This window comes from Pedobacter cryoconitis, assembly GCF_001590605.1.
Taxonomy (GTDB): domain Bacteria; phylum Bacteroidota; class Bacteroidia; order Sphingobacteriales; family Sphingobacteriaceae; genus Pedobacter; species Pedobacter cryoconitis_A.
Map to the genome: position 1 here is coordinate 3,713,405 of NZ_CP014504.1, position 24,386 is coordinate 3,737,790.

The 24,386-nt window shown below is 38.2% G+C and carries 28 protein-coding genes; 15 read left to right on the forward strand and 13 right to left on the reverse strand.

Features of this window, described 5'->3' with window-relative positions:
- Positions 1-57: 57 nt before the first annotated feature.
- The 4 genes from AY601_RS15250 to AY601_RS15265 all read left to right on the forward strand — a co-directional run bounded on the left by AY601_RS15250 (position 58) and on the right by AY601_RS15265 (position 3,561).
- On the forward strand, positions 58-1,848 hold the full coding sequence (locus AY601_RS15250; RefSeq protein WP_068402594.1) for an ABC transporter ATP-binding protein: 1,791 nt from the start codon (positions 58-60) through the stop codon (positions 1,846-1,848).
- A gap of 70 nt (positions 1,849-1,918) precedes the next feature.
- Positions 1,919-2,245, forward strand: coding sequence for a DUF3276 family protein (locus AY601_RS15255; RefSeq protein WP_068402596.1), 327 nt, complete (start codon positions 1,919-1,921; stop codon positions 2,243-2,245).
- A gap of 345 nt (positions 2,246-2,590) precedes the next feature.
- Positions 2,591-3,064 (forward strand): hypothetical protein, encoded by a 474-nt coding sequence (locus tag AY601_RS15260; RefSeq protein ID WP_068402598.1) that lies wholly within the window; start codon positions 2,591-2,593, stop codon positions 3,062-3,064.
- Between the two features lie 14 nt (positions 3,065-3,078).
- Complete coding sequence (locus AY601_RS15265) at positions 3,079-3,561, forward strand: hypothetical protein (protein ID WP_068402600.1); 483 nt, start codon at positions 3,079-3,081, stop codon at positions 3,559-3,561.
- An 81-nt stretch (positions 3,562-3,642) separates the two neighbouring features.
- Here the strand turns inward: AY601_RS15265 and AY601_RS15270 are convergent, their stop codons facing one another.
- The 4 genes from AY601_RS15270 to AY601_RS15285 all read right to left on the reverse strand — a co-directional run bounded on the left by AY601_RS15270 (position 3,643) and on the right by AY601_RS15285 (position 7,211).
- Positions 3,643-4,647: a hypothetical protein gene (locus tag AY601_RS15270; RefSeq protein WP_068402602.1), complete on the reverse strand. Its 1,005-nt coding sequence runs from the start codon at positions 4,645-4,647 to the stop codon at positions 3,643-3,645.
- Positions 4,648-4,715: 68 nt separating this feature from the next.
- On the reverse strand, positions 4,716-5,825 hold the full coding sequence (locus AY601_RS15275; RefSeq protein WP_068402604.1) for a hypothetical protein: 1,110 nt from the start codon (positions 5,823-5,825) through the stop codon (positions 4,716-4,718).
- Between the two features lie 8 nt (positions 5,826-5,833).
- Positions 5,834-6,544: a hypothetical protein gene (locus AY601_RS15280; protein ID WP_068402605.1), complete on the reverse strand. Its 711-nt coding sequence runs from the start codon at positions 6,542-6,544 to the stop codon at positions 5,834-5,836.
- A 250-nt stretch (positions 6,545-6,794) separates the two neighbouring features.
- Positions 6,795-7,211, reverse strand: a complete 417-nt coding sequence (locus AY601_RS15285) for a hypothetical protein (RefSeq protein ID WP_068402606.1) — start codon at positions 7,209-7,211, stop codon at positions 6,795-6,797.
- Positions 7,212-7,382: 171 nt separating this feature from the next.
- On the opposite strand from AY601_RS15285, the gene AY601_RS26225 reads away from it, so the two are divergent.
- Positions 7,383-7,508, forward strand: coding sequence for a hypothetical protein (locus tag AY601_RS26225; protein ID WP_257722232.1), 126 nt, complete (start codon positions 7,383-7,385; stop codon positions 7,506-7,508).
- 94 nt (positions 7,509-7,602) lie between these two features.
- Here AY601_RS26225 and AY601_RS15290 read toward each other — a convergent pair whose 3' ends face one another.
- From AY601_RS15290 to AY601_RS15305, 4 genes are all read right to left on the reverse strand, one after another.
- Positions 7,603-8,013 (reverse strand): OsmC family protein, encoded by a 411-nt coding sequence (locus tag AY601_RS15290; protein WP_068402607.1) that lies wholly within the window; start codon positions 8,011-8,013, stop codon positions 7,603-7,605.
- Positions 8,014-8,132: 119 nt separating this feature from the next.
- Positions 8,133-9,341 (reverse strand): MFS transporter, encoded by a 1,209-nt coding sequence (locus tag AY601_RS15295; RefSeq protein WP_068402608.1) that lies wholly within the window; start codon positions 9,339-9,341, stop codon positions 8,133-8,135.
- Complete coding sequence (locus AY601_RS15300) at positions 9,341-11,485, reverse strand: S9 family peptidase (protein WP_084359304.1); 2,145 nt, start codon at positions 11,483-11,485, stop codon at positions 9,341-9,343. The genes AY601_RS15295 and AY601_RS15300 overlap by 1 nt, the downstream gene beginning before the upstream one ends.
- Positions 11,486-11,592: 107 nt before the next feature.
- Positions 11,593-11,856: a hypothetical protein gene (locus tag AY601_RS15305; protein ID WP_068402609.1), complete on the reverse strand. Its 264-nt coding sequence runs from the start codon at positions 11,854-11,856 to the stop codon at positions 11,593-11,595.
- Between the two features lie 313 nt (positions 11,857-12,169).
- Here AY601_RS15305 and AY601_RS26230 point away from each other — a divergent pair, with 313 nt between their 5' ends.
- The gene (locus AY601_RS26230; protein WP_257722233.1) at positions 12,170-12,301 is read left to right on the forward strand and encodes a hypothetical protein; all 132 of its coding nucleotides are present in this window, start codon (positions 12,170-12,172) and stop codon (positions 12,299-12,301) included.
- A gap of 238 nt (positions 12,302-12,539) precedes the next feature.
- A complete protein-coding gene (locus AY601_RS15310; RefSeq protein ID WP_068402611.1) occupies positions 12,540-13,019 on the forward strand; it encodes a TlpA family protein disulfide reductase in 480 nt (159 codons plus the stop codon).
- A gap of 5 nt (positions 13,020-13,024) precedes the next feature.
- Here AY601_RS15310 and AY601_RS15315 read toward each other — a convergent pair whose 3' ends face one another.
- Together AY601_RS15315 and AY601_RS15320 are read right to left on the reverse strand one after the other, a co-directional pair.
- Positions 13,025-13,204, reverse strand: coding sequence for a hypothetical protein (locus AY601_RS15315; protein ID WP_068402612.1), 180 nt, complete (start codon positions 13,202-13,204; stop codon positions 13,025-13,027).
- A gap of 15 nt (positions 13,205-13,219) precedes the next feature.
- Positions 13,220-13,612, reverse strand: a complete 393-nt coding sequence (locus AY601_RS15320; protein ID WP_068402613.1) for a (deoxy)nucleoside triphosphate pyrophosphohydrolase — start codon at positions 13,610-13,612, stop codon at positions 13,220-13,222.
- 72 nt (positions 13,613-13,684) lie between these two features.
- On the opposite strand from AY601_RS15320, the gene AY601_RS15325 reads away from it, so the two are divergent.
- Positions 13,685-14,311, forward strand: coding sequence for a hypothetical protein (locus AY601_RS15325; RefSeq protein WP_068402615.1), 627 nt, complete (start codon positions 13,685-13,687; stop codon positions 14,309-14,311).
- Positions 14,312-14,421: 110 nt separating this feature from the next.
- On the forward strand, positions 14,422-15,201 hold the full coding sequence (locus AY601_RS15330; RefSeq protein WP_068402617.1) for an SDR family oxidoreductase: 780 nt from the start codon (positions 14,422-14,424) through the stop codon (positions 15,199-15,201).
- On the opposite strand, the gene AY601_RS15335 is transcribed toward AY601_RS15330, so the two are convergent.
- Positions 15,194-15,847: a DUF6266 family protein gene (locus AY601_RS15335; RefSeq protein ID WP_157287952.1), complete on the reverse strand. Its 654-nt coding sequence runs from the start codon at positions 15,845-15,847 to the stop codon at positions 15,194-15,196. The two genes, AY601_RS15330 and AY601_RS15335, sit on opposite strands and share 8 nt — an antisense overlap.
- A gap of 670 nt (positions 15,848-16,517) precedes the next feature.
- Here AY601_RS15335 and AY601_RS15340 point away from each other — a divergent pair.
- Together AY601_RS15340 and AY601_RS15345 are read left to right on the forward strand one after the other, a co-directional pair.
- Entirely contained in the window at positions 16,518-17,291 is a 774-nt protein-coding gene (locus AY601_RS15340; RefSeq protein ID WP_068402621.1) for an SDR family NAD(P)-dependent oxidoreductase, read from the forward strand.
- Positions 17,292-17,571: 280 nt separating this feature from the next.
- On the forward strand, positions 17,572-18,378 hold the full coding sequence (locus AY601_RS15345) for a phytanoyl-CoA dioxygenase family protein (protein WP_068402623.1): 807 nt from the start codon (positions 17,572-17,574) through the stop codon (positions 18,376-18,378).
- 152 nt (positions 18,379-18,530) lie between these two features.
- Here AY601_RS15345 and AY601_RS15350 read toward each other — a convergent pair whose 3' ends face one another.
- Positions 18,531-19,037 (reverse strand): hypothetical protein, encoded by a 507-nt coding sequence (locus tag AY601_RS15350; protein WP_157287954.1) that lies wholly within the window; start codon positions 19,035-19,037, stop codon positions 18,531-18,533.
- 578 nt (positions 19,038-19,615) lie between these two features.
- On the opposite strand from AY601_RS15350, the gene AY601_RS15355 reads away from it, so the two are divergent.
- Positions 19,616-20,257 (forward strand): YceH family protein, encoded by a 642-nt coding sequence (locus AY601_RS15355; protein WP_068402627.1) that lies wholly within the window; start codon positions 19,616-19,618, stop codon positions 20,255-20,257.
- A gap of 30 nt (positions 20,258-20,287) precedes the next feature.
- Positions 20,288-21,214, forward strand: coding sequence for a glycosyl transferase (locus AY601_RS15360; protein WP_068402629.1), 927 nt, complete (start codon positions 20,288-20,290; stop codon positions 21,212-21,214).
- Between the two features lie 85 nt (positions 21,215-21,299).
- On the opposite strand, the gene AY601_RS15365 is transcribed toward AY601_RS15360, so the two are convergent.
- Positions 21,300-21,674 (reverse strand): YybH family protein, encoded by a 375-nt coding sequence (locus tag AY601_RS15365; RefSeq protein WP_068402631.1) that lies wholly within the window; start codon positions 21,672-21,674, stop codon positions 21,300-21,302.
- 168 nt (positions 21,675-21,842) lie between these two features.
- Between AY601_RS15365 and AY601_RS15370 the strand changes: the two genes are divergently transcribed.
- Positions 21,843-23,105, forward strand: a complete 1,263-nt coding sequence (locus AY601_RS15370; protein ID WP_068407606.1) for a prephenate dehydrogenase — start codon at positions 21,843-21,845, stop codon at positions 23,103-23,105.
- A 10-nt stretch (positions 23,106-23,115) separates the two neighbouring features.
- Positions 23,116-24,333 carry a GAF domain-containing sensor histidine kinase gene (locus AY601_RS15375; RefSeq protein WP_068402633.1) on the forward strand — a complete coding sequence of 406 codons (1,218 nt, stop codon included), beginning with the start codon at positions 23,116-23,118 and terminating at the stop codon, positions 24,331-24,333.
- The last annotated feature ends 53 nt before the right edge of the window (positions 24,334-24,386 follow it).

The following is a 24,386-nucleotide window of genomic DNA, read 5'->3' on the forward strand; positions in this document are numbered from 1 at the left end:
ATTGTTTTAACCAAACAGTTTTCAAAAATCATGTGCAATTGGCTAACTTTACGCCACATGAAGCACCTTCGTTTTTTAAATAAACATTTCTATAAATATAAATGGTGGATCGTACCCGGGGTGTTTTTCGTTATTATCTCTAATATTTTCGGTGTAATTCCAGCTCAGGTTATAGGCCATGCCTTTAACCTTATTACGGAGAACATCCAGATTTATGGCCTTTTCACCGGTTTCGAAAGACAGCAGATCATTTATGACATCTTCAGCTACAGTCTGCTATATTTCGGCTCGATCGTATTGATCCTCTATCTGATCAGAGGTTTATTCCTGTTCTTTATGCGCCAGACCCTGATCCTGATGTCCAGACATATTGAATTTGACATGAAAAATGAGATTTACGCGCACTACCAAAAGCTGAGTCTGGGCTTTTACCGCCGCAACAATACCGGTGATCTAATGAACAGGGCTACCGAAGATGTCAACAGAGTAAGAATGTATGTTGGCCCTGCAATTATGTATGCCATCAATACCCTTGTTTTATTTCTGCTGATTATTACTTCCATGTATTCAGTGAATGCTAAACTGGCTACCTTCTGTTTGCTACCTCTGCCGGTACTGGTCATCATTATCTACTTTGTCAACACCCAGATCAACAATAAAAGCGAGCAGATTCAGGAACAACTTTCCAGTTTATCAAGTTTTGTACAGGAAAGATTTTCAGGCATCAGGGTGATCAAATCTTATGTCAGAGAAGATTATACACGGGAGATTTTCGCTAACGAAAGCAGCGCCTATAAAAACAGCTCTATGGGCCTGGTACGCGTACAAGCACTCTTTTACCCGACTATGCTTCTTTTGGTTGGCCTGAGTACTATTCTTACCGTATATATAGGTGGAGAACAAGTAATCGACGGGTCTATTACTGCAGGGAACATTGCAGAATTCATCGTGTATGTGAATCAGCTTACATTCCCGGTCACCATGCTGGGCTGGGTAACCACACTAATTCAGCGCGCGTCAGCCTCACAGAAAAGGATCAATGAATTTCTTGAATTACAATCAGATATCCATACCGGAGACGACCCTGCCAGAGAAGTCAGCGGAAATATCAAATTCGAGCACGTTAACTTTACCTATCAGGATACAGGGATCAAAGCATTGCAAGATGTAAGTTTTGATATTAAAGCTGGACAATTCGTTGCGATCATCGGGCGTACCGGATCAGGAAAATCTACCCTGGCCAATCTGATGATGAGAATGTATGATACCGATTCAGGTCAGATTTCAATTGACGGGAATCCACTGAAGAATGTCAACCTGAATTCTTTCAGAGATCAAGTCGGTTTCGTTCCACAAGAAGTTTTTCTCTTTTCTGATAACATTAAGAATAATATTGCCTTTGGACTGGATGAGGTAACTGATCTGGAGATCGAAAATGCAGCACGAAATGCAGCCGTATATCATAATATAATGGATTTTGAGCTGAAGTTTGACACGATGCTGGGTGAGCGTGGAATCACACTTTCCGGCGGACAAAAACAACGTGTATCTATCGCAAGAGCATTGATCAAAGAGCCTAAAATATTAATTTTTGACGATTGTCTTTCCGCAGTAGATACCAAAACTGAGGAAGAAATCTTAAACAACCTGGGTAATGTCATGAAAGGAAAGACCAGCATATTAATTGCCCACAGGATATCTACTATCAAAAAAGCAGACAAGATTCTGGTACTTGAAGAAGGCCGTATCGCAGAACAAGGTACTCATGATGAACTAATTAACCTTCACGGCATTTACGAAGAGATGTATCAGAACCAGTTATTGGAAGAAGAAAATAAATCTCTTTAATTTCTATTTTGATCTTATCTAATTAATACTTTATATTTACCCGAACCAAAAACCAACAGCGATACCAAACATGGGAGAATTTGACAACAAAGAGAGAGAAGAGGTTTTTTCTAAAAAAGTAAGGGCCGGTAAGAGAACTTATTTTTTCGACGTTAAAGCAACACGTTCAGGAGATTATTATTTAACCCTTACTGAAAGCAAGAAAAGACTGGAAGACGGTGTATTTGTAAAACATAAGATCTTTTTATACAAAGAAGATTTTGAGAAATTCGCTGAAGGATTAAATGAGACAGTTGATTATATCAAGAATCACCAGGAAGTTGTTGAAAAACGCTATGAATATTCAGAAAATCATGAAGGTGCTGCAAAAAGCCAGAATGATGATTTTTCTTTCTAGGATAGGATTAAAAAAAGAACTTTTAGAAGCTCCTTACAGGGGCTTTTTTTATGCCCTCTTCTTTCACATTTCTGTCCTCAAATCAGAAATCATTACAATTTATCAAATAACGAATAGCCAGTAATATTCTTAAAGAAAATTACACAACATTCCTATTTCCCAACAAATCAAATAGTTATTATAAAGTGCAAATTTTAACAGTCCATATCAGGACACATGGCATTAATTTTGTCGTCAAATTTTGTTTATCCGATAAAATAAATATATTTTAACAATATAATTAGTGATCCACAATAAATATACTAATAGCTAAACAATTTAATTAACCCCTTAAACAGAAATAACATGGAAAATTACAAGTACTTTGAACAGGATGGTCATAAATATCTTCTGAAAGCACAATTCGTATTTATTGGCTTTCTTGGTGGCCTCTTCCTGGTAGGAGGACTTATTCTTGCCTTTACCATAGGTGCAACTGATAACGCCAACAGATGGGTTGGCTATATTATGGCAATACTCGGTGCGCTGGTTTTACTTCGCCTTACCGCAAAAACTACCATCGATATGGAATCCCGTCAGGTTCTGTTAAAAAAGAATCTTTTCGCTTCTGAAGTTGCCTACAGCCTGGACTATTTTGAAACCTTCCTCGTAGCCAAAACGATCTCTGTCTTTGGAATTACAATGAATGCAACAGCAAGTATGGTTTTAAACATCGACGGAAAAGAGAAACTTCTGATGCTGAACCAATCGGTATTTTCTACAGTACCACTCAATAACATGATTAATGAGGCGCTTCACATCATGAAAATTGAAGATTAAATAGAAAAGAAATTATGGCGCTTTATAACTTGGAAATCTCAGATGGCCGGTTCAGTATTCAACCCAATCTGAGTTATTACACTAAAATCAAGATCTTTTTAGCAGGGATTTTTTTATGCTTTGCTGTCGTTCCTTTTGTGCCTATAGCTCATGATATCAAATTTTTCCTGTATTTAATTGGCGCAGGACTTTGCTGTTATGTAGTCTATGAATTCCTGTTTTTAGCGAATGTAAAGATCATTTTTGACCAGGGTACCCGGAAAGTATATAAAAAGATACCCGGAATTTATACAAAAACACTGATGGACTTTGAAGAAATCAGGCTGGTCAATGACACGAGTTATGGTCTGTTGGTCTATACGATTGGCGCTAAGAGCACACGCTTTGTAAAAAACTATCCAATCAGCGAACCCTTTTCAGATACAAAGAAAGGGCATAGAGAACAGTTAGAGTTTGAAACCACCATACTCGAACCTTTAATGGAATTTATAAAATAATATAAACAGAAAAGCTGCCCCGTCAATGACAAGGCAGCTTTTTTAATGTTATAAAGCCTAATTAACCGAGTATTATAAAGCCTACTTAACCGACAACAGGAACCCTATTGTAAAGTTAGCATCCCAGTCAAAAACAAAAGTATCACAATGCGTCGCAGACTTGATCGCTTTGTAAATATTTACACCACTTTTAATCTTTACCTTATCTGTATTATACTTCTCAGGATTATTTAATACAGTAAATCTTTCCTCACCATTACGGGTCTGTTTAGCCAGTTCAAACGGAACACCACCAATAATAAAACAAACCTCACGCTTAGTTGCAGGGATCTTCTCTGCAATCGCTTTAACCTGATCGTAAACAGCAGCATCTTTTAAGTCTTTCTCATAATACTTCGCTCCGGGTGCCTCAGCAGATTTAACAATCCCATCCATCCAGGATATCTTAGTGTTACCAGAACCAATATCAACTACAAAAGAGTTATCATAATAAGAGGCAGGCAATACGCATTTTAGCGCAAGCTTACCTTCCTGCTCTGCAGTAACCAGGTTCACGATATAACCCATTTTCTTCAATTCTGAAGTAATCGCTGCAGTTTTAGGTTCTTTTTGCGCACCTGAGCTAATTACGAAATGTATATTTTTAGACTTCACGCCCTTATCAAACATGGCACCTATATAATCTTTTAATCCAGTACGGATATCAGCAGTAGTTGCCATACCTTCATAAACAAAAGATTTTCCAAAGTCCTTAGAAATAATTTCCCAACGCTTTTCCTTATCAATATTAACTACAAAAGAGTTAAAGCCAGAAGCACCAACCTCAACAACCCCTTTATATTCACCATTTACTGGTTTCTCCGGAGTATAATTGAAAGAACGCTTCTCCTCAGCAGTTGCAGCAGAAGGCGAACCCGAAGCATCTACAGTACGGCTGACACCAGTACTATCCTGTACTGCTTTAGTTGCACCACCATCAAATTTACCGGTTTCAGATGCCCAGTAACCTAATCCTATAATTGGAATAGCAATAATTATTGCTTTTATCGGCCAGCGTAATCTGCCCCATGTTGATTTTTCTTCCATATTCTCTGTTTATATTTTATCGTTAATAATTTAATTTAAGACTGCCACCTTTAAAATCAGCGCTAAGTCTAATCCAGCAAAGTAAAACCCTTATCCACCTTTTCTTCTGCTTTCAGTTCATAAGAAGCGTCTGACATCTGGCTAACATTAAGCATTTTAAGATTACGCTGATCCACCTTTTGAATAAACTCTTCCAACTCACCCTGTGTTGGCGCACCGCCCACAGTGATATTGTTATTCTGATCCAGAAAATCAAGATTAGAACGGATCGAAGCAATATTCTGGCTGATTGCACCTGTTGCTGCATTCATGGCCTCCTGAAATACCCAGCTATCTTTAATGTTAAATACTTCCGCCAAACCATCAGTCGCATTTTTCATTTTCTGAGTCGCTTCCAGTTTTTTAGAAATGATAGAGATACTACTATCAAGCGTACTTACATAAATACGCGCAGCACTTTCATTGTCTTTCAAAACTTCAAGCACCTTGGCAAACTGGTTTGCATACTGCACATAACTTCTCGCATTCTGTTCTTCAGACTCTCCTTCTTTTCCTAACAAAAATGCTTTAGTGCGGGTTTCTTTCGCATCCCTGCCATACCCATTTGCTTTCTCCGTATTGTTATTAGCCGCTTCTTGTTTTCCCTTTTCGTCCAGATTAGCTGCTTCAACCGTAAAACGCTTTGCATAAGTATATTTTTCCTCTGCCGTTTTCTGCGCAGTCTCCCCACTCTGGATCATATCAATACGCACCCCGTCTACATTGGTAATCTTCTCTTTTACCCTTTTCAAAGTATCTTTAGCATCTTTTGATAACAATTGTAATGTTTCAATCGGATTGTTACGGATGATAGCCTTTTCTCCTTTAAAAATCAAAATAGTTCCCAAACGGTGCAGCAAAGCAATAATTTTTGGTGCCAGCAATAACAATACAATCAGTATAATACTAAAAATTACCAACAGAATGCTTTTTGCCGCATATTCCAGCATTAATGGCAGGAATTTAAAAAAGGCAAAAGCTCCGCCTAAAACAATTACCCAGAAAAAAATATTGGCCATCGTCTTTTTGGCTTCTGGCGTTTGCATCTGGCTAGGCAAATGATCACCAAGTACCTGAAATATTGGTAGCTGGCTTTTCAATTCGGCCGGGATGTTGACAAATTGGGACTTATTTTCCATCTTAATTTTTAGTTTATATTGGTTTGGATTATGTTAAGCGCATTTTTTATATCAGTGATCACTTCTGCAACCGCAGTATTGCCTACAGCTATTTTTGCATCTATATCTTTCAACTGAGGTTCATATTTACTATTGATTTCTTTAAGTTCTTTTTGTCTGGAGCTCAGTTTTTCACGCAATTCTTCCATACTTTGTTCCAGCCGCCCGATCTCTGCAGTCAGATTGGCTTTTTCTGCCACCTGGTTCTGTTCAATGTTTTCCTTTTGCTGCTGCTTCTGACTCGTTTCCTTATCAATTACCTTTTGCAATTCTGCTGCATAATTCTGACCCGTTCTGACCAGTTTATCCTTATCCAGGGTTTTATCCACATATTTTAAAGAAGTAAAAGCTGCTTTTATAGAGCCCGCATTCACACTTCCCATCTCAGCAGCTGCATTCCAAACTTCAAAAAAGTCTAATCCCGGTTCATTAATTCTTTCTAAGATCTCCAGCACTTTAAGCTTCATCTGCTTGACATCTGTTGGAGGCAAATCAGAAGTATTTTGTGTTAGATTAGTTTGAGGGTTGTTAGTTACACCTTCACCCTTTTTAGTTTCCGTTACCGATGGCGCAACTGTCTGTTTCGATTCAGGGACAAATGGCTCAGGGCTATCCTCAAAGATTAATTTCTTTAAGCTTCTTAAAATCCCAAAGGAGTTATTAGCTGGTTCCTCACTCATAATTAATTTTATCTGTTACGAAAATAACAAAAAACAGAGATAACGTGCTGATTTATTTAAACCGGTTTTTTTCCTGAAAATAAAGTAAAATTCAGCCATTATGCGATAAAAAACAAAATATAAACGGAGAAAATCTGGTACATCAGCTGGACTGACAACCATCTGGAAGCCACAAACCAGGAAATATAAATTAAAAACCACCTTCAACCTGAATGTTGAAGGTGGTTAGTAGTTCGCTTCAAAAAACAACTTATCTTTCTTTAACGGCGCACTCTTTTACTTGTGCATTGGTTAAAGAAATCCAGCTCTCTTGTTCCGATACATTAGTACCAAGCAAAATTTCCTGATCCTTTTGCAGCTGTTTTTCAAGCCGCAACAGCAAGTCATCTGGTATTGCTTTGTTCAAAATCCTGACTGGCTCATCTAACGCATCTGTTTTAAGTTCCAGATCATAAATTCCTGAAGTCAGTGTTTTACAAATTATCAGGTCCACTACTTTACCATGTGTAATGTTTTTCAAAGCCGTAAACGCATTCACTACCTGTTCTGCATGATCAGCCTTAAAGCCAAGCATCAGTATGGTACCTAATTCAGCGCTTTCGGTATCATTTGATACATATATTTTTTCAGCCTCCGCGAGGATTGATTCTATAACTAACCTGTCCATAATTTAATTCTTTAGAAATCTATACCATAAAAAGGAATGAAAAGGCTTATTGTTTGGTTAAAGATTAAATATTAAAGCCCGATTCCTATAATATTCAATACATTGAAATCCACAGACATCCAATATCCGTAAACAAGGGGGTAACTTACCTTCCCTAAAACAAAAAATAAGATGATTACAATATTATATATGTTCAATAATATCAAAATAGGATTATCAGAAATTATGATTATCCTGCTGGCCCTGGTTGTTATCTTTTTAGTGATGCGTAACCTTATCGCTCCGCCTAAATACTAACCAGCAAATTCTGACCAAAAGAAATGCCTTCTTTACAGAAAGCATTTCTTTGAAACCATTTCAACAGCTTCTAAAAATTAGATTAATTATTCTTTTAAACCAAACTAGCTTCCAGAGAGATAGCCACATTATAAGCCTTACTCACCGGACAGTTTTCTTTTGCACCAGCAGCAATTTTCTGAAACTGCTCTTCCGTAATATCAGGAATATTGGCTTTCAGTACCAGGTTAGAACTTGTAATCACTCCATTATCTAAAGATACTGTTCCTTTAGTTTCCAGTGATGTCGGATTGAAACCAGCCTCAGTCAGATCAAGACTTAACTTCATTGTAAAACATCCTGCATGCGCAGCTGCCATTAACTCTTCCGGATTGGTTCCTACACCATCTTCAAAACGGCTGCTAAATGAATATTGAGTTTGGTTCAGTACAGTACTGTCAGTTGTTAAATGACCTTTACCCTCTTTGATTGTGCCATTCCAAACGGCTGTTGCATTACGTTTCATCTGTTTAGTTTTAATTGTTTATTTTTTGTTAGATGGAGCCTTTGATGAATATTATAATTATTGCATTGCATGCTTAATAATTATAATATTACAAAATTGCCTCCACTATTAAAGACAGTTTAATCCATTTTATGTTTCAGTAATTTAAAACCTGACGCACAAACGACTAACAATACGATCAGCATTATCCACAACCAGTTGTACCCATATTTTTCCGCCAGATAAAAACCTGCCGAAGGGCCGATCACTTGTGAAACCGACCAGCTTAAAGTATATCCGGCAGCATACTGTCCGCGGTTAAACTCATTGGTCCTGCTCATTACAAAAGTATTGATAAAAGGAAGTGCGAACATTTCCCCTATCGTAAACAGCAGTACAGATAAAAGAGCAACCATAACCGGCGTAATTCCTGGTAATAATAGTATGAAATAAGCACCAGCAATAAACAACACACCTTTGACGATATAATGGATTGGAGAACGTTTATTTTCAATTCTGCTGATCATGACCATCTCAAAAAGCGCAATGATCAAACCATTCATCCCCAATATCAAACCGATTTTCATTTCATTGATATGCCAAACCTCTTTATAAAATAAAGGGACTACTCTGAACATCAGGAAAAAACAAGTAGTCAGCATGGTGGTCAGCAATAAAAACTTGATAAATAAGCTATCTTCCCAGGGCTTTCGCACTTGCATTCCCTTAATTTTCTCAGCTACCGCTTTACGTGCTCCTTTGGCAGTTGCCGGCAAAAGCAATAAAATCGAGAGACCAGAAAGTGCACTCACCGATCCATCCAGCACAAACAGCATAGGATAGCTAAAAGATGCAACAATCCCTCCTACAGCACTGCCTACTGCCCAACCCATATTTGTTGCCAGTCTGTTCAGCGAATACGAACGGGTTTGAGTGCCTTCTTTTGCATAAGTTGCAATCGCAGCAAAGTTTGCCGGTCTAAAGGCCTCAGAGAAGAAACTAATTACAACAGTCAGCATACACAAAGCATGAAAATGCGTAACCGTAGAATACAGGATAAAAAACAATCCTCCAATAATGGAAGAGATAATTTGTACAGCCCTGAACCCAATCACATCAGTCAGTTTTCCTCCTGCAGTTGCACCCAAAATAGACCCTACTCCAAACAGGGTGATAATCAATCCTGCATCAGACGGTGGTCTGTGCAAATATTGAGTCATATATAAACTCATAAAAGGTACAGCCATGCTGCTGCTCCTATTGATGAGCATCACTATACTTAATAACCAGGTTTCAGCGCTTAATCCAGAAAAAGAATCTTTATAAGTGGTATATACTTTTTTAATCATTATTGTTTGTATCGTTCAAAAAATTCCATTGTCCTTAACATCTGGTCAGCACGCTGCCTGTTATTTCCTGATCTGGTGAGCTCATGGGTGCCGCCCGGATGTCTTACATATTCTACTGGTCTGCCTAAGACTTTGAGCGCTTTATAGAGCATTTCAGATTGAACAACCCCAGTTCGTAAATCCGTCTCCCCATGAAAGATAATCAGTGGCGTATGGATCTGATCTACATAAGTAAAGGGGGATTCAGCTCTGAGTAATTTTCCGGCTTCCTTTTCCCAGGGATAACCACCAAAATATTCCGGCACCAGCCTCCAGGCATTACCTTCTCCAAAAAAGGTAGTCAGGTCATAAACGCCGCGCTGTGCACAAGCTGCTTTAAACCGGTTAGTATGAGCGATGATCCAGGTAGTAAGGTAACCTGCATAAGAGCCACCGGTAATGAATTGTTTAGTCGTGTCAGCCCAGCCCTCTTCAATAGTCAGATCAAGCGCTTTCATCACATCCCGCATCGGCCCTGCCCCCCAATCCTTCACATTAGCCCTTAAAAAAGCTTCACTATACCCACCCGATCCGCGCGGATTAGCATAGACTATGCCATACCCCAAGCCCGTGTAATATTGGAATTCATGCCACATACTGGATTCACCTGGTCCCCACATCGCTGATGGCCCGCCATGAATTTCCAGCATCACAGGATATTGATGCCCGGCTTCTGCCCCTGCAGGTTTCATAACCCAGTACTCCACTTCCATCCCCTGATCATTGGTAAATGTTTTTTTCACCGGATAACTCAGTTTCTTTCCCTTAAGCCATCTTGTATTGAGGCTGGTAATCTGCTTTGGTGTTTTATTCAGCAAATCTGCAGCAAAAACTTCCGAAGGGTCTGAAGTATTCATTTGCGAATAAACCAATTGTGTTTTATTAATATCAAATGATGTTATTCCGGTATCAAAAGCAGAAAGACGTTTTACTGAATGATCAGCTAACTTATAACGGTACAATACATTTCCTCCATTGGAACTGGCTGTAAAATAAAGCTGCGTATTTTCTCTGTTCCAGCTAACGCCATTAAAATTACGTTCTAAAGGTATCTGAAGCTGTTGTTTTGATTTCAAGTTGTAAACAAATGTTTTCCCTATATTTATTCCTCTTCCAGGAGTTTGTGTAAAACTTATCCAATTGCCATCTCCAGAGATGCTGGTTGCCTTAAACTGCTGACCAGCACCACTCAAAATTAATTCTGGTTTTCCCCCATTTATATTTATCCGGTAAATAGCAGACTCGGTACTTCTATCGGGGTGTACTGAAGGATTGAGATCGGCATTGACCAGAACTGATTTACCGTCCGGGCTCACAGCTATCAATTCATAACTGTAAAAACCACTGGTTAAGGATATAGGAACTGCATCAGGATCAACCAGTGATAAAGTAAATAGCTGGGTAAAATTCAATTCAGGATTAGTAATTGCTTCGTCCTGAAAATCTAACCTGTTAAAAACCTTTGCCTTTTTCTCCTTTTCATTCTGTTGCAAATAAGCTCTGATCTCCTTTAAACTACCATCAGCATTTCCCTTAGCAGAATTTGTATAAATCTCAAGAACAGTAACTTCAGGCTTTTCCAGGTTCCATGATGGTGAGGCCTTTTGCGGATTCAGGACTGAATCTTTTTCCAGTTCTTCCAGGTTTAGTGAAGCAGAGAAAAATAAAGTCTTTCCATCTTTGCTAACCACCGGTTTTTCCGCACCATATTGAAAATCTGTCAACTGCACAGCTTCACCACCATTTAATGAGAGACTGAAGACCTGCGACTTCCCTTTGACCGCTCTTGTAAAAAATAATTGGCGGCTATCTCCAGACCAGCAAACATAACTACTATTTTCTTTCTGGCTGGTGATGGCTCTTGGGGCAGCACTAAAATCTGAAGCAGCCAAAAACCATTGCCGCTGATAATCATATTCCCCTGTTTTAGTTTCATTGGCAACTATAGACTGAACACTATAAGTATACCACTTTCCATCAGGAGAAAATTTCACATTAGAGGCTGTCTTTATTTGATACAAATCGCTTAGCAAAACTCTTTCTTTGTTTTGTGCGGAAGTATCCAGCATAAATAACCATAAAATAATGAAAATGAGAGGTTTCATAGGCTCAGGATCAGGGAAGATTTAGAAACCTAAATTAAAGACAAAACCTCGAATTTCAACTATGGTTAAATTTTAAAAGCCTTTAGCAAAGTAATCATAAAGTCAATTTAGCCTAGATGTGTTTGCTTGGAAAATATCTCATGATGCGCATTTAAAACCAAATCTCTGATTTCCTGAGGTAAGTCGCTTTCTGGATAAAAAGATAGCTCGAAAGATTGATGATCCAGTATAAAATGATCATAAATCCGCTCTGTCTGGCTTAATCTCTTTTGAATAGATTTAAGACCAAAGTATAAATGATATTCTTTTTCTACCTGATCTATAATACTATAGAATAATTTCTGTCTCTTTTGGAGGTCAACAGCTGTCATGTTTATATTTAGTATTTAGCCAAGATACACTGAACCCATAAATTACACAATAGACAATAGTCCCATAATTCTATTATGAATAAAAGGAACAAAAAGATAAGCCCTTTTGTTAGGGCTTCCATGCGTTAAAAAATGTTAATTTATTGAGACTATATAGCTGATCAGATAGCTTTGTTAAGCGAGGTTATTTCCCCCCCTGCAAAAAAAAGGATTTAAAAACCATCCTGAGTTTAGTTATCTTCAGCAGCATCAACTGCCTTTCATTCACATCGCTTTATGCGCAAAAAACAGATCCGGATGCGGACGTAAATTTATGGGTCAGCAGCCTGTTAAAGTAGATGGAGTTTCGGACGAATGGCATGAGCCGCTCAGCAGTTACAACGCAGCTACCAAAGTGACTACAAGAAAACTGATGTCCGGGGGACTTACGCTTGATATCAATTAAATTTCTCAAATTATTTTAATCGTACACAATAAATTCAAGATTTGGTCGTCTTATATACGAGAGCGTTAATTAGATAACGGGGACCGTCCGCCTGGATGGTCCCCGTTTCTTTCCACTAAAATTAATTTTCTTATCATTTCAGACCATCCCAATTATTATATTTGATTACCTTAACAATAGGAATGAAGCCTGCATAAATACGCCAGGCATCACGTTTATTGAAAAAACATCTGATCTTATGAAACCATATCTTTTAGGCTTTTTGATGGCCTTCCTTTCTCTTACTGCTTCAGCACAAATGCCTGCTACGGATATTCCAAATTTTCAGTTTTATAAAGCTGATGGAAAAACCTTCACGAAAGCACAAATTATTCCAGCACACAAATCACTTTTTGTTTTTTTTGATGCGACTTGCGTTCACTGCCAGAAGACCATGATTGAATTGTCTAAGAAATACCAGGACTTAAAAAAATTGAATATCTATCTTGTTTCTCTTGACCAGCATATTACCATGAATGATTTCATGGGCAAATACGGAAAGAACCTGGTTGGAAAAAAGAATGTATTGTTGCTGGAAGATCGCGATCATGTATTTATCCCTTTATTCCAGCCTACAAAGTACCCATCCTTATTTTTATATTCCCCTAAAAATGCACTGACCTTCAAAACAAGTGGTGACACGGAATTACCCAAGCTTTTTGCTGCAATCGCAAAATAAAAAAATTACTGCCTGTTTTCTATAACCGGCACAGTTTTGTGCAATGCAGCGGTACGTTGAGGTGTTCTGCTGCATTGACCTAAAGCAACATAAATAAGGACGAAAATAAGGATGGTAGACAGACAGCCTCCGCCAAGTTTTTTAGCGCCCCAGCCTGCGATGATTGTTTTGAAAAATGAATTCATACTATAGATTTTTCTTTATAACATCATTTCATCTATAAAGTTTTGCACGACTGGAATATCTGCTTCTGCCCAGTCTAATTTCTTTAATTCTGCAGGAAACAGCCATTGAAAAGCTGCATGCTCGGTAAGTTTGATCTCCCCGCTAATCAGTTTACATTGAAAAGGTAGCAGGCGTATCACCTGTTTCCCCTGGTCATAAACTGAAGGCAACATCTTTTTCAAGATCTGGATTTCCACACCAAGCTCCTCCCGGATTTCCCGGATCAGGCCATCTTCAGCAGTTTCGCCCGGTTCAACCTTTCCCCCGGGAAATTCCCAATTAAGCGGCAAATGCATACTCAAACTTCTTTGAGCGACTAAAACTTGTCCGTTCTGGCTAATAATCAGGGCACAGGATACATCTATCATTACGCTAAAATATTAAAAAAATCAGCCACGGGCGATAAGGATACCTCCTTCATCGGCAAATATCCATTATTCATGGGTAAAGTATCTGATATACTGAATGATGGCATCTCGTTTGGAATACCCTTAGCAAATAACTCAACCACACAAATGAAAAGAATTGTTTTAGCTGTAATTATCGGAGTAGCTTCGTTTAGCAGCATCAAAGCCAGTGCACAAATAAACCTGAATATAAATATAGGATCTCAGCCAGCCTGGGGACCAACAGGATACGACCATGTTGATAACTACTACCTGCCAGATGTAGATTCATATTATAATGTATCCTCACAAAATTATACTTACCTGGTCAATGGAAAATGGGTATCGAAAAGAACTTTACCAGCCAGGTACAGCAACTATAATTTATACAATGGGTATAAGGTGGTGATGAACAAACCAAATCCATATTTAAACCATGCTCAAAACCTTAAACAATATGGTAAATACAAAAACTACCATGGTAAACAAGGAAATATCAGAGATAGCAAAGACAAAAGATACATGGCAGCAAGGAATAACAGACCTGGCCAAAATGTAAATCCCCGCTCCAATGAAAGATCACAAATGAAAGGCAGGGCCGGTCATGGACAGGGACATGGAAGAGATAACCAAAAAGGAAACAACAATAATCAGCCCCAAAGAGGTGGTAGAGAAAGATAATACACACACAATTAAAAAAGCCAGTCTTTAATAGAGACCGGCTTTTTTTTGATATTTTTACCTGTAATCCTATAAGACTATTGGTGTATAAAAATTAAAACCTGATTATAATGAACATGTCCCTTTCAAATAAAACTGCAGTAATTTGTGGAAGTACACAAGGTATTGGACTGGCTGCAGCAACCATACTTGCCGGTTTGGGTGCAAACTGCATTTTGATTGCAAGAAATGAAGAATCATTAATCAATGCTTTAAAGGAGTTACCATTAATTGAAGGACAACAACATTCTTATGCCGTCGCAGATTTTTCCGACCCGGCATCAGTTAATACTGCAATTCAGAACATCGTAGCAAAAGACCTGGTAAAAATTTTGATCAATAACAGCGGAGGTCCAAAACCAGGCCCGATTACCGAAGCAATAACCAATGATTTTGAACAGGCATTCAGCCAGCATCTGGTTTGTAATCACTTACTGGTTCAGGCAGTTTTACCCGGTATGAAAGCTACAGGATATGGAAGGATCATTAACATCATCTCTACTTCGGTAAAAACACCACTTCCAAATCTTGGTGTGTCTAATACAATCAGGGCTGCCGTGGCGGGATGGGCAAAAACCTTATCAAATGAGGTGGCACAGTATAACATTACAGTGAACAATGTCCTTCCGGGTCTGACAAATACCACCCGCTACACAAAACTGCTGGATAGTCTCTCCGAAAAAGGAAATAGAAACGAAGTAGAAAAACAGCTGACCAATTCCATTCCTATGAATAGAATTGGTCAGCCGGAAGAAATTGGAAATGTAATTGCTTTCCTGGCTTCACCGGCTGCTTCATACGTTACAGGAGTTAGTATTCCAGTAGACGGCGGAAGAACTCCAGCTATTTAGCCACTTTATCCCAGGAAACCTCTCCAAGATAAACACTGTCAGAAATACTTTTATAATCATCTGAGACAAAGGATAGATACAAATGTGCGTTGCGCATTCTAGCACTCCTGTTCAGGTTGAACTTATAAGTACCCGCTGATCTTCTGACCGAGGTGGTAAAAATACGGGTCTTCCCGTTTTCCCCCGGAAAATAGGCCAATAGCAATACCTGGTCATCCTGATGTGTTTGCCCATTAATGACCTGAGTATCCCAGCTCACTTTAAGCCTGTCGGTCAGGAGACTTGCTTTTGCCTTTTCTACAATGGGCATCTTTCCTTTGGTGACCAGTATTTTTGCATAATCAATTGCGATGTCCGGAAATGTACCTGTAACGTGTTTTCGGTTATATTTAAACGCGTGATTGAATGCATTAGCTGACGTGCCTTTAGCTTCTAATTCAAAACCGACTTTGAGAAACCCTTTGATGTCCTGTAAAAAAAAATTCATCTTTTTAAGCGCCATCCTTGAATTCAGCTGACTATTGGTGGCTTTTTTATAGGATATACCTATAGTTCTGGCAACTATCTGTCCTCCAAGAGGATAAATAACCATATTTCCTATTCTTCCAGAGAATGTTCCTAAATAACTGTTTGTAACAATAGCCATAACTTTTTTATTAAGGTGAAAAATGCTGTGAATACTAATCAAAGGTGTTTTACCCTGTATTTTAACAATTAATAAACTATTAAATAAATACAGAACAAAAACAAGATACACATTAAAAATCAATTAATATATATTTATTTATGTTAACTGATTAGAAAACAAAAAATTAAGCTCCAAACCCGTTGAGAACCGTTTCAGTCTTAGTTAAACAGTAGTCTGCTTACCCTTTCTAACGACCTTAAAACGTCGTTGCAATGAGGTTGGAATGACTGTGGTCATTCCAACGTCATTCCAACCTCATCCCAAGGTCATTCCAAGGCACTATTTAACCCCTTCTCAACACCTGTTCTGTACGCCAAGGCCACGTTTTTAAAACTCAACCCTGTTTTCAGGAATCCGGCTTCAATTTCACTAAATTCAAAACATTTATCCACACAAAAATATAGCTGAATATCAATCACTTAACATGCTTATTAACAATTATTGTGGATAAGTATACTTTTAATGAGCAATTGGATACCTTTTAAATGCAAAAACTATATTCAAGCCTTATCTTCCGATAGCTATCCACATTAAACAGGACTTAACTAACAGTTTATCAACAGCTAATGTGGATAAACTGTTAATTCCGGGAAAAACACTATTTTACACCCCGTTATAGATCTCTTTTATGAATGAATACGCTTTAATAACAGGTGCCAGCAAAGGAATAGGAAAAGCTATTGCAGTTTCACTTGCCCGTTCCGGCTATCATTTACTGCTTGTTGCACGTAGCGATAGTGACCTTCAATTACTTTCACAAAGCATTGAACAACAATATAAAGTTAAAGTGCATTATTTGTCTGCCGATCTTTCGCTCAACACATCTGCTGTACACCTCAAAGAATGGTGTACAGGTATCACTTCAGACCTATCTATCCTGGTTAATAATGCAGGATATGGACTATGGGCCGATTTTGAAGTTTTAAGCCTTTCGGAACAACTCAATATGCTCAGGCTGAACATCGATGCAGTAATTGAGCTGACCTATCACCTTTTACCTATTTTAAGAAAACAAAAACAGTCCTATATTCTAAATATATCCAGTGTAGCCGCTTATCAGGCTATGTCAAAACTTGCCTTATATGCCGCCAGCAAGTCATTCATACTTTCTTATAGTCGTGCCTTGCGCTATGAATTAAAAGATAGTCCGGTTACTGTTTCTTGCTTATCTCCCGGCCCTACTGCTACTGGATTTTCAAGTCGTGCCGGAATGGATGCCTTAACAGAGCTTGCCGAAAAATTCAACATGACGCCAGAAAAGGTAGCGGAAGCTGGCTTAAAAGGTATGTTCAAAAAGAAAGCAGAAATCATTCCTGGCTTTCTAAATAAGGTTTCTGTTTTCAGTGCCTGGTTACTTCCTAAGTCATTGATTGAAAGGATTACAGCCAGCTTGTACAAGTAGTAAAAAAGAATGGATATTTATTTTCAAATCTTATGATAAATAAAATATTTTCCTACATTTTTAATGTATACTAAATTAGTATACATTACACCCTATGAACTATAACAACCCTATCCATAGCATGCCCATCATGCGAATGCCCTTCTCAGAAAGGGCAGGTTGTTGCTATTGTTGTTGTTAAATCACTGAAAAAATATTCTTTGATTAATATCCTTTAGAACCTGCCAATTTATGCAGCAGGATTTGCTATACCCAATTTTCACCCTAAATCTCAGCAACCATGAACCATTCCTATACCAGATTCACTTTAGGCGAAACCATTACAGATGAACAAAACTATTTTTTTAATAAAAATGGCTTCATCCATTTTAAAAACTTCATTCAGCCAGAAACGGTAAATAGCATTATCCAGGCATCTTTAAAAGTCCAGCAGGATTGGATTGAGCAAAAGAAAATCAAAGTAAATGGCATCCCTGTTAAATATGGTAAGGATCTGGATGGTTCTGCTATTGTACAGCGTTTTGCGTTCCTGAATCAGCAGCATCCCTTGTTTTCCGGACTAACGCAAGATCCCCGATTTGAAACTTTATTAAGCCTTATCGGCCCTGGCGCCAGGTTAGGTACGGAAGAAAAAGATGGAATGGTTTTAAATCATTATGTCAATGGCCCGGAAAGTAAGTTTACACAAATGGGCTGGCATACGGATGGTTTACGTGATATCTTTCACGGACAAAAATTAAATCCTATGCTGAATGTGGGAATCCATTTGAGTACGTTGAAACCAGAAAATGGTGGATTAAGGGTCCTGCCGGGTACGCACAAGCAAAGTCTTTATCAAATGTTATTCCGCAAGAAATATTTCCTGGATAATAAAGCTGATTTAAAAGAAGTAGCTATTGTTCCTGAGGCAGGAGATTTGACTATACACGACGGACGTTTATGGCACCGCGTTGCTCAATCGGCTGTAATTGGTGAACAAAGCCGGCGAAGAGTTATCTATTTACCAATCATTGCAGGTAAATACGAACCTAAACATGAAAATAGTCCAACTGCATTTTATCAGCGTTTTGCTAAACTTGTTAAATAACCAAGCCATGCTGATCGCATTAATTATAGGCTACCTGATACGCTCGGGAAAACTGCCCGCCTTGCAGAGAATTAAACTAAATCCTTTTGCACAAAAAAGAGCCGGATAAAATCCGGCTCCCATTATGATATTAAAACGTATTCTATTATTATCTATTGAACAACAACACCATCTTTGTTGATTTTGATGAAGGCCTTTTCAGTACCTTTCGTTACATCAATTTGGTAGAATTGCGATTTATCTGCTGCAGTTACTAAAAATGCTGTTGTAGCTGTCCAGTCTTTGTAAGCATCTGCTTTTAAAGTAGTGGTTACAGGTGCTGGAAGCTCTTCTAATTTAACAGGCACTTTCTGAGAACTATCTTGTTTTACACTCATTGTACTGTCTGTTCTCATCGTAGCTGCGCTATCCATTTTCATTGTAGCTGCACTATCTGTTTTCATTGTAGCTGCACTGTCCATCTTCATAGTGGATGCACTATCTGCTTTAATTGTATATGCACTATCTGCTTTCATTGTATATGCACTATCCATTTTCATAGTGGATGCGCTATCCATTTTCACTGTAACTGCTAACGGAGATTTAGTTTCTGATGCTTTTACTGTTGATATACCTGTAATTGCTAATAATGCTGCGGCTGATAAAATGATATTTTTCATAATTTTAAGATTTGTGTTAAGCATTCGAAATTTTCAATTTGGTAATTTTATATTTCGCTACTGTTGTGTATAATTCAGTTATTTAATCTGAATAGTATAGTTTCATAATAATGCCATAAACCGGCACACAAATCAACAAACTGAAAATCAGTAAACTAACATTTTATCCTATGAAAAACACTGTGGAATAATGCTACAATATGAGGAGACAGGTACCAAAGAAAAATGCTGACATCCATCAGCATTTTTTTTATTAACTACCTATTTATAAGCCGAAGCTTATTTCTTTGCGCAGTTATTGAACTGCATATTTTTAAAATTCATCTATTATAGCTTAATAGAATTCAAATGAAAAACATGAGTGATAATTCAAACATTTGAGAGCGAATTATAACTATAGAGCGTTTTAAACTTGATTGAAATAAAGATATAACTTTTTTATAAAAATGATAAACAATCGAAGTATTTTTTGGTATAAAAATGATTTAGCATACAAATTGGAGACATATGTCCTTCGTTAAGGATATATTTTAATAATTTCTGCATCAAATATTAGCAGCATCTTCTATATTTATTACATGGAAAATAATCAGCCTTTAATTTTATTAAACGCAGCAGAACAGCGCGTTTTGGGTGTGTTAATCGAAAAAAGCAGAACTACACCAGACTATTATCCGATGACTATTTCTGCGTTGACCACTGCTTGTAATCAGAAAACATCAAGAAATCCTATTGTAAACTACGATGAAGAAACTGTCACACTTACCTTAAATACTTTAAAAATTAAAGGTCTGACCAGTACAGCTATGGGTGGGAGCAGCAGGAGCACCAAATATAAACACAATCTTGCTATTGTATATCCCCTGATCCCGGCCGAGCTGGCAGTAATTTGTTTATTGCTTTTACGCGGGCCCTTAACTCCTGGCGAAATCAACACGAATGCAGCAAGACTATATGAGTTTGAAACCATCGAAGAAGTTCAGGAAATCTTACATAAATTAGCAACAGAAGAACCTGTGTATGTTAAAAACCTGCCTAAAAAACCAGGGCAAAAAGAAGCCAGGTATAAACATTTATTTGGAGGTGATCTGAGGGAAGAAGAAAGTCCTGAACCTGAACTCAATCAGCAATCTGCTCCGGATCTGGAAAACAGGGTCATTAAACTGGAACAGGAACTGGAAGAAGTTAAGGAAATGCTAAACCTGTTAATGAGTCAATAGTATTTTTTTTAAATTCGTAAAAAAAATACAATGACCACTATAGCCCCGATCATCCTTTTTGTGTATAATCGTTTAGCACATACACAGCAGGTTATAGCAGCTCTAAAGGAAAATATGTTGTCAGCAGAAAGTGAATTGTATATCTATTCGGATGCTGCAAAAAATGCGGATGCTATACCTCTTGTTAATGCGCTTAGAAGCTATCTGACCACTATAACCGGTTTTAAAAGTGTCCACATCTGTTTACGTGAAACTAATCTGGGGGTCGATGAGAATACCATTCTTGGCGTTACTGAGGTGATCAATGAACATGGTAAAGCTATAGTACTTGAGGATGATCTGGTCACTTCACCCTGGTTTTTAAAATTTATGAATGAGGCGCTGGATTTTTATGAAAATAAAGATGAAGTTGCTTCAATACATGGATATGTCTATCCTATTGCACAGGGACTAAAAGAAATCTTCTTTATAAAGGGTGCTGATTGCTGGGGCTGGGCGACCTGGAAGAGGGCCTGGGACTTGTTTGAACACGATGGTGCTAAATTATTGGAGAAAATCTTAACACAAGGACTTCAGAAAGAATTTGATTTTGACAATACCTACCCTTATGTCAAAGCATTGGAACAACAGGCAACCGGCAATACTACACATTGGGATATCAGATGGTATGCTTCTATGTTTATTGCAGAAAAACTAACACTCTATCCTGGTCAGTCTCTGGTGAAAAACATTGGTCATGATGCCAGTGGAACACATTGCGGAGAAAGCAACAGTTATGACGTCACATTGTCTTTATCTCCATTAGCTGTAGAAACTGAAATTATTGCTGATCCGGAAGCTTATCGTGCATTTACAGATTTCCTGAGAAACTTATCATTTAACAGGCCCCAACGTCCTAAAAGTATAGCATCAAAACTTTTTAAACAATTGAAAACAGCTATCAATCGCCGGTTTTAGCAGGAACATCTGAGACATTCCAGAGCGTAAAAATTCTGAATAGTAAGCATGGGGTGTTTATAATTGTTATTAAATCCTCTCTGTGCTAATCCAGCGATACAAAAAGTTCAGATTGCGTTAGCCATTTTCCCTTGATTTTTCGCCACATGGCCGAATAGTTACCTCTGAATTTTTCTGTTTTATAATTCCACTCCCCTGTTTCCCAAGCCAGTACGCCACTATCTCCTATTGTAATCACTGAAGGTACCCGCTCAAAAACAGGCCGGTCTTCCTGGAACATTTCTGTAAACACTTTTAACAGCAGTTTTTTCCCTGCATACTGTCCACCTTCGCCAGAAATAACAATAATATCATCCATCCAGTACTGTGCAACCCCAGCCGCATCTCCTTTAAGAATAGCAGCATTCGAATTTTCGCGGGAAGCCTGAATAATTTTAACCTCGTTTTGTTTTTGATCCATACTGAATATCTTATTTATCCTATAAAAGTTTTGACAGATAAATAAGGTACAAATATAAATGATTACAAAAATTTACAAATAATTATTACCGTTACTGTTGTGATAAAATTGATGATAATCATTCCTTTTCCAATAGAATTTCGCTTATTTGCCATATATAATATAGAGATGGATATAGGAATTATTGGCCTGGGAGACATGGGCAAACTTTATGCAAAACATTTTGCTAAAGCAGGGCATCAGGTTTGCGGTGCAGACCTCCCGGTCTTCAGAGAAAAGCTTGAGGAGGAATTGTCTCCTTTAGGTATAGAAATATTAATTGATGGAAATGCAGTATCGCGTAAATGTGACGTGATATTTTATGCTGTAGAAGCGGAAAAAATAGAAGAAGTAGTCGCACTTTATGGCGCTTCTACCAAATATGGTGCTATCGTTGCTGGTCAAACCTCCGTAAAACATCCTGAGATTGCCGCTTTTGAGAAATATTTACCTGGGGACGTTAATATTATTACTTGCCATTCTTTACATGGGCCTGGTTTTGACCCTAAAGGACAAACATTAATTGTGATTCCACACCGTTGTGATGCGGATGCTTATACCCGGATGACTGGCTTGCTTGAGGTTTTAGGTTCTGACATTGTAGAGATGAAAGATTACCATGAACACGATAAAATTGTAGCTGATACACAGGCAGTAACCCATATGGGTTTTGAAAGTATGGGTACCGCATGGAAAGAAGCTGGATTTTTTCCATGGGAGAATCCATCCTACCTTGGTGGAATAGATAATGTAAAAATTTTGACGATGCTGCGGATTTTCAGTTACAAATCCCATATCTATGCAGGTTTGGCGATCATGAACCCTTACGCGCGTCATCAGATCAAGCGCTATGCACAATCAGAATCAGAGTTGTTCAAGCTGATGATTATGGAGAAAGAAGACGAATTCCGCCAACGCATTAAAGAGGTTAAGCATTACCTTTTTCCCGATGACAAGCAGTTCCTGCTGCTGGACAACCAGATCATGAAGGAATTTTCGCTATCAGGGACCGGATCACCACATACACCAAATTCACATTTGAGCTTGTTGAGTATGGCAGATGCCTGGTACCATTTAAAAATCAATCCATATGACAACCTGATTTGTCAGACCCCTCCCTTTCGTTTACGTCTTGGAATTGTAGAATATCTGTTTAGAAACGAAGAATTATTGGAAGAATCTATTGTGGCTGCCCTTTATGACAAGCAGATCCGGGCGGACGATCTTGAATTCCACTCTTCGGTAAGAGAATGGTCGTCCATTATTGGTTATGGAGATATAAATGGTTATAAACAACATTTTGACCAGACCAAAAACTTCTTTAATGACAGATTGGAACAAGGCAGGTTACAGAGTGCAGAATTAATCAGCAGGTTAAACCGAAATTCATAAACAGTATTGCATGAAGATGTTTCAGAACCCTACACCTGAAAATGAGCAGGAACGTATATTAAGTCTGGCAGAATTTGACATTGACTATTCCTCTATGGAGAACAATTTCAAAGATCTGGCTCATTTGGCGGCTAAGATTGCCGGTACGGAAATATCTCTGGTTAATTTAATTGATACTTTTACACAGTGGACTTATTCCAGTTACGGGCTTGATGATATAGTTCAAAGTCCCAGGGAAGAGACTGTCTGTCAATATACAGTATCATTGTCGTCTACAGAGGAATACTTTGAAGTCCCTGACATGTCGGCTGACGACCGTTTTAAAGAATTTCCAGCTATGAGCGGGCCACCGAATCTGCGCTATTATTTTGGTGTTCCTTTAACGACTTCTGAAGGGGTTCATATCGGTTCACTTTGCGTACTGGATAAAAACCTGAGAGAACTAAGCCCTGAAAAGATTGAGTTGCTTAAAATTGTAGCTGATGAAGTGGTTAACAGATTAAAAGCATTAAAGGCTATTGCTGGTCTTAAACATCGGTTAGAAGAGGTCAGGGAAACTCAGAAAAAGGTAGCACACGACATCCGTGGCCCTATTGCTGGCATTGTTGGCCTGGCTGCAGTTATTGCAGAACAGGGCAATAACAATAACCTGGATGAGGTATTGGAGTTTATCGCTATGATCCATAAAAGTGGCAGGTCTGTACTTGAACTTGCGGATGAAATTCTGACCGAAGGAAAAACGTCTGCATTAAATGGTGACGAATTTAATCTACTGGTATTCAAGGAGAAATTGGAACGGTTGTATTTGCCGCAGTCGTTGAACAAAAACATCACTTTTCAGATTAATATCAACGAAAAAAATGAACACATTGCTTTCATTAAAAATAAGTTGCTCCAGATTACAGGAAATCTGATCTCCAATGCGATGAAATTTACACCACAAGATGGTACGGTAACAGTAAACCTTGATCTTGAAATTGATGTTAGTCAGTATAAATTAAAGATCAAAGTTGAAGATTCTGGTGTGGGAATGAATGAAGATACAATCAATTGTATCATGGAAGGAAAAACTGCCACTACGGACGGTACCGTTGGCGAAAAAGGCTACGGATTCGGATTATCATTGGTTAAGCACCTTGTGAATAGCTTACATGGAAATTTCAACATTCATTCGGAAATCGGGACCGGTACTACTTTTGAGATTACCCTGATCCAGCACCATCTTTAAAAAATAATTCTGAATTCCATATAGGACTTTTTGAACAACCGGTTGTCATGCAT

Bases quoted from the DNA above. Each gene is read 5' to 3' on its own strand.
- AY601_RS15325 (WP_068402615.1), top strand. From the start codon at position 13,685: ATGGGTAAAGTATCTGATATACTGAATGATGGCATCTCGTTTGGAATA.
- AY601_RS15360 (WP_068402629.1), top strand. From the start codon at position 20,288: ATGACCACTATAGCCCCGATCATCCTTTTTGTGTATAATCGTTTAGCA.
- AY601_RS26225 (WP_257722232.1), top strand. From the start codon at position 7,383: ATGATTACAATATTATATATGTTCAATAATATCAAAATAGGATTATCA.
- AY601_RS15305 (WP_068402609.1), bottom strand. From the start codon at position 11,856: ATGACAGCTGTTGACCTCCAAAAGAGACAGAAATTATTCTATAGTATT.
- AY601_RS15340 (WP_068402621.1), top strand. From the start codon at position 16,518: ATGAATGAATACGCTTTAATAACAGGTGCCAGCAAAGGAATAGGAAAA.
- AY601_RS15260 (WP_068402598.1), top strand. From the start codon at position 2,591: ATGGAAAATTACAAGTACTTTGAACAGGATGGTCATAAATATCTTCTG.
- AY601_RS15370 (WP_068407606.1), top strand. From the start codon at position 21,843: ATGGATATAGGAATTATTGGCCTGGGAGACATGGGCAAACTTTATGCA.
- AY601_RS15270 (WP_068402602.1), bottom strand. From the start codon at position 4,647: ATGGAAGAAAAATCAACATGGGGCAGATTACGCTGGCCGATAAAAGCA.
- AY601_RS26230 (WP_257722233.1), top strand. From the start codon at position 12,170: ATGGGTCAGCAGCCTGTTAAAGTAGATGGAGTTTCGGACGAATGGCAT.
- AY601_RS15280 (WP_068402605.1), bottom strand. From the start codon at position 6,544: ATGAGTGAGGAACCAGCTAATAACTCCTTTGGGATTTTAAGAAGCTTA.
- AY601_RS15365 (WP_068402631.1), bottom strand. From the start codon at position 21,674: ATGGATCAAAAACAAAACGAGGTTAAAATTATTCAGGCTTCCCGCGAA.
- AY601_RS15310 (WP_068402611.1), top strand. From the start codon at position 12,540: ATGAAACCATATCTTTTAGGCTTTTTGATGGCCTTCCTTTCTCTTACT.
- AY601_RS15285 (WP_068402606.1), bottom strand. From the start codon at position 7,211: ATGGACAGGTTAGTTATAGAATCAATCCTCGCGGAGGCTGAAAAAATA.
- AY601_RS15290 (WP_068402607.1), bottom strand. From the start codon at position 8,013: ATGAAACGTAATGCAACAGCCGTTTGGAATGGCACAATCAAAGAGGGT.
- AY601_RS15300 (WP_084359304.1), bottom strand. From the start codon at position 11,485: ATGAAACCTCTCATTTTCATTATTTTATGGTTATTTATGCTGGATACT.
- AY601_RS15345 (WP_068402623.1), top strand. From the start codon at position 17,572: ATGAACCATTCCTATACCAGATTCACTTTAGGCGAAACCATTACAGAT.
- AY601_RS15350 (WP_157287954.1), bottom strand. From the start codon at position 19,037: ATGAAAAATATCATTTTATCAGCCGCAGCATTATTAGCAATTACAGGT.
- AY601_RS15295 (WP_068402608.1), bottom strand. From the start codon at position 9,341: ATGATTAAAAAAGTATATACCACTTATAAAGATTCTTTTTCTGGATTA.
- AY601_RS15315 (WP_068402612.1), bottom strand. From the start codon at position 13,204: ATGAATTCATTTTTCAAAACAATCATCGCAGGCTGGGGCGCTAAAAAA.
- AY601_RS15255 (WP_068402596.1), top strand. From the start codon at position 1,919: ATGGGAGAATTTGACAACAAAGAGAGAGAAGAGGTTTTTTCTAAAAAA.
- AY601_RS15330 (WP_068402617.1), top strand. From the start codon at position 14,422: ATGAACATGTCCCTTTCAAATAAAACTGCAGTAATTTGTGGAAGTACA.
- AY601_RS15375 (WP_068402633.1), top strand. From the start codon at position 23,116: ATGAAGATGTTTCAGAACCCTACACCTGAAAATGAGCAGGAACGTATA.
- AY601_RS15335 (WP_157287952.1), bottom strand. From the start codon at position 15,847: ATGGCTATTGTTACAAACAGTTATTTAGGAACATTCTCTGGAAGAATA.
- AY601_RS15265 (WP_068402600.1), top strand. From the start codon at position 3,079: ATGGCGCTTTATAACTTGGAAATCTCAGATGGCCGGTTCAGTATTCAA.
- AY601_RS15355 (WP_068402627.1), top strand. From the start codon at position 19,616: ATGGAAAATAATCAGCCTTTAATTTTATTAAACGCAGCAGAACAGCGC.
- AY601_RS15250 (WP_068402594.1), top strand. From the start codon at position 58: ATGAAGCACCTTCGTTTTTTAAATAAACATTTCTATAAATATAAATGG.
- AY601_RS15320 (WP_068402613.1), bottom strand. From the start codon at position 13,612: ATGATAGATGTATCCTGTGCCCTGATTATTAGCCAGAACGGACAAGTT.
- AY601_RS15275 (WP_068402604.1), bottom strand. From the start codon at position 5,825: ATGGAAAATAAGTCCCAATTTGTCAACATCCCGGCCGAATTGAAAAGC.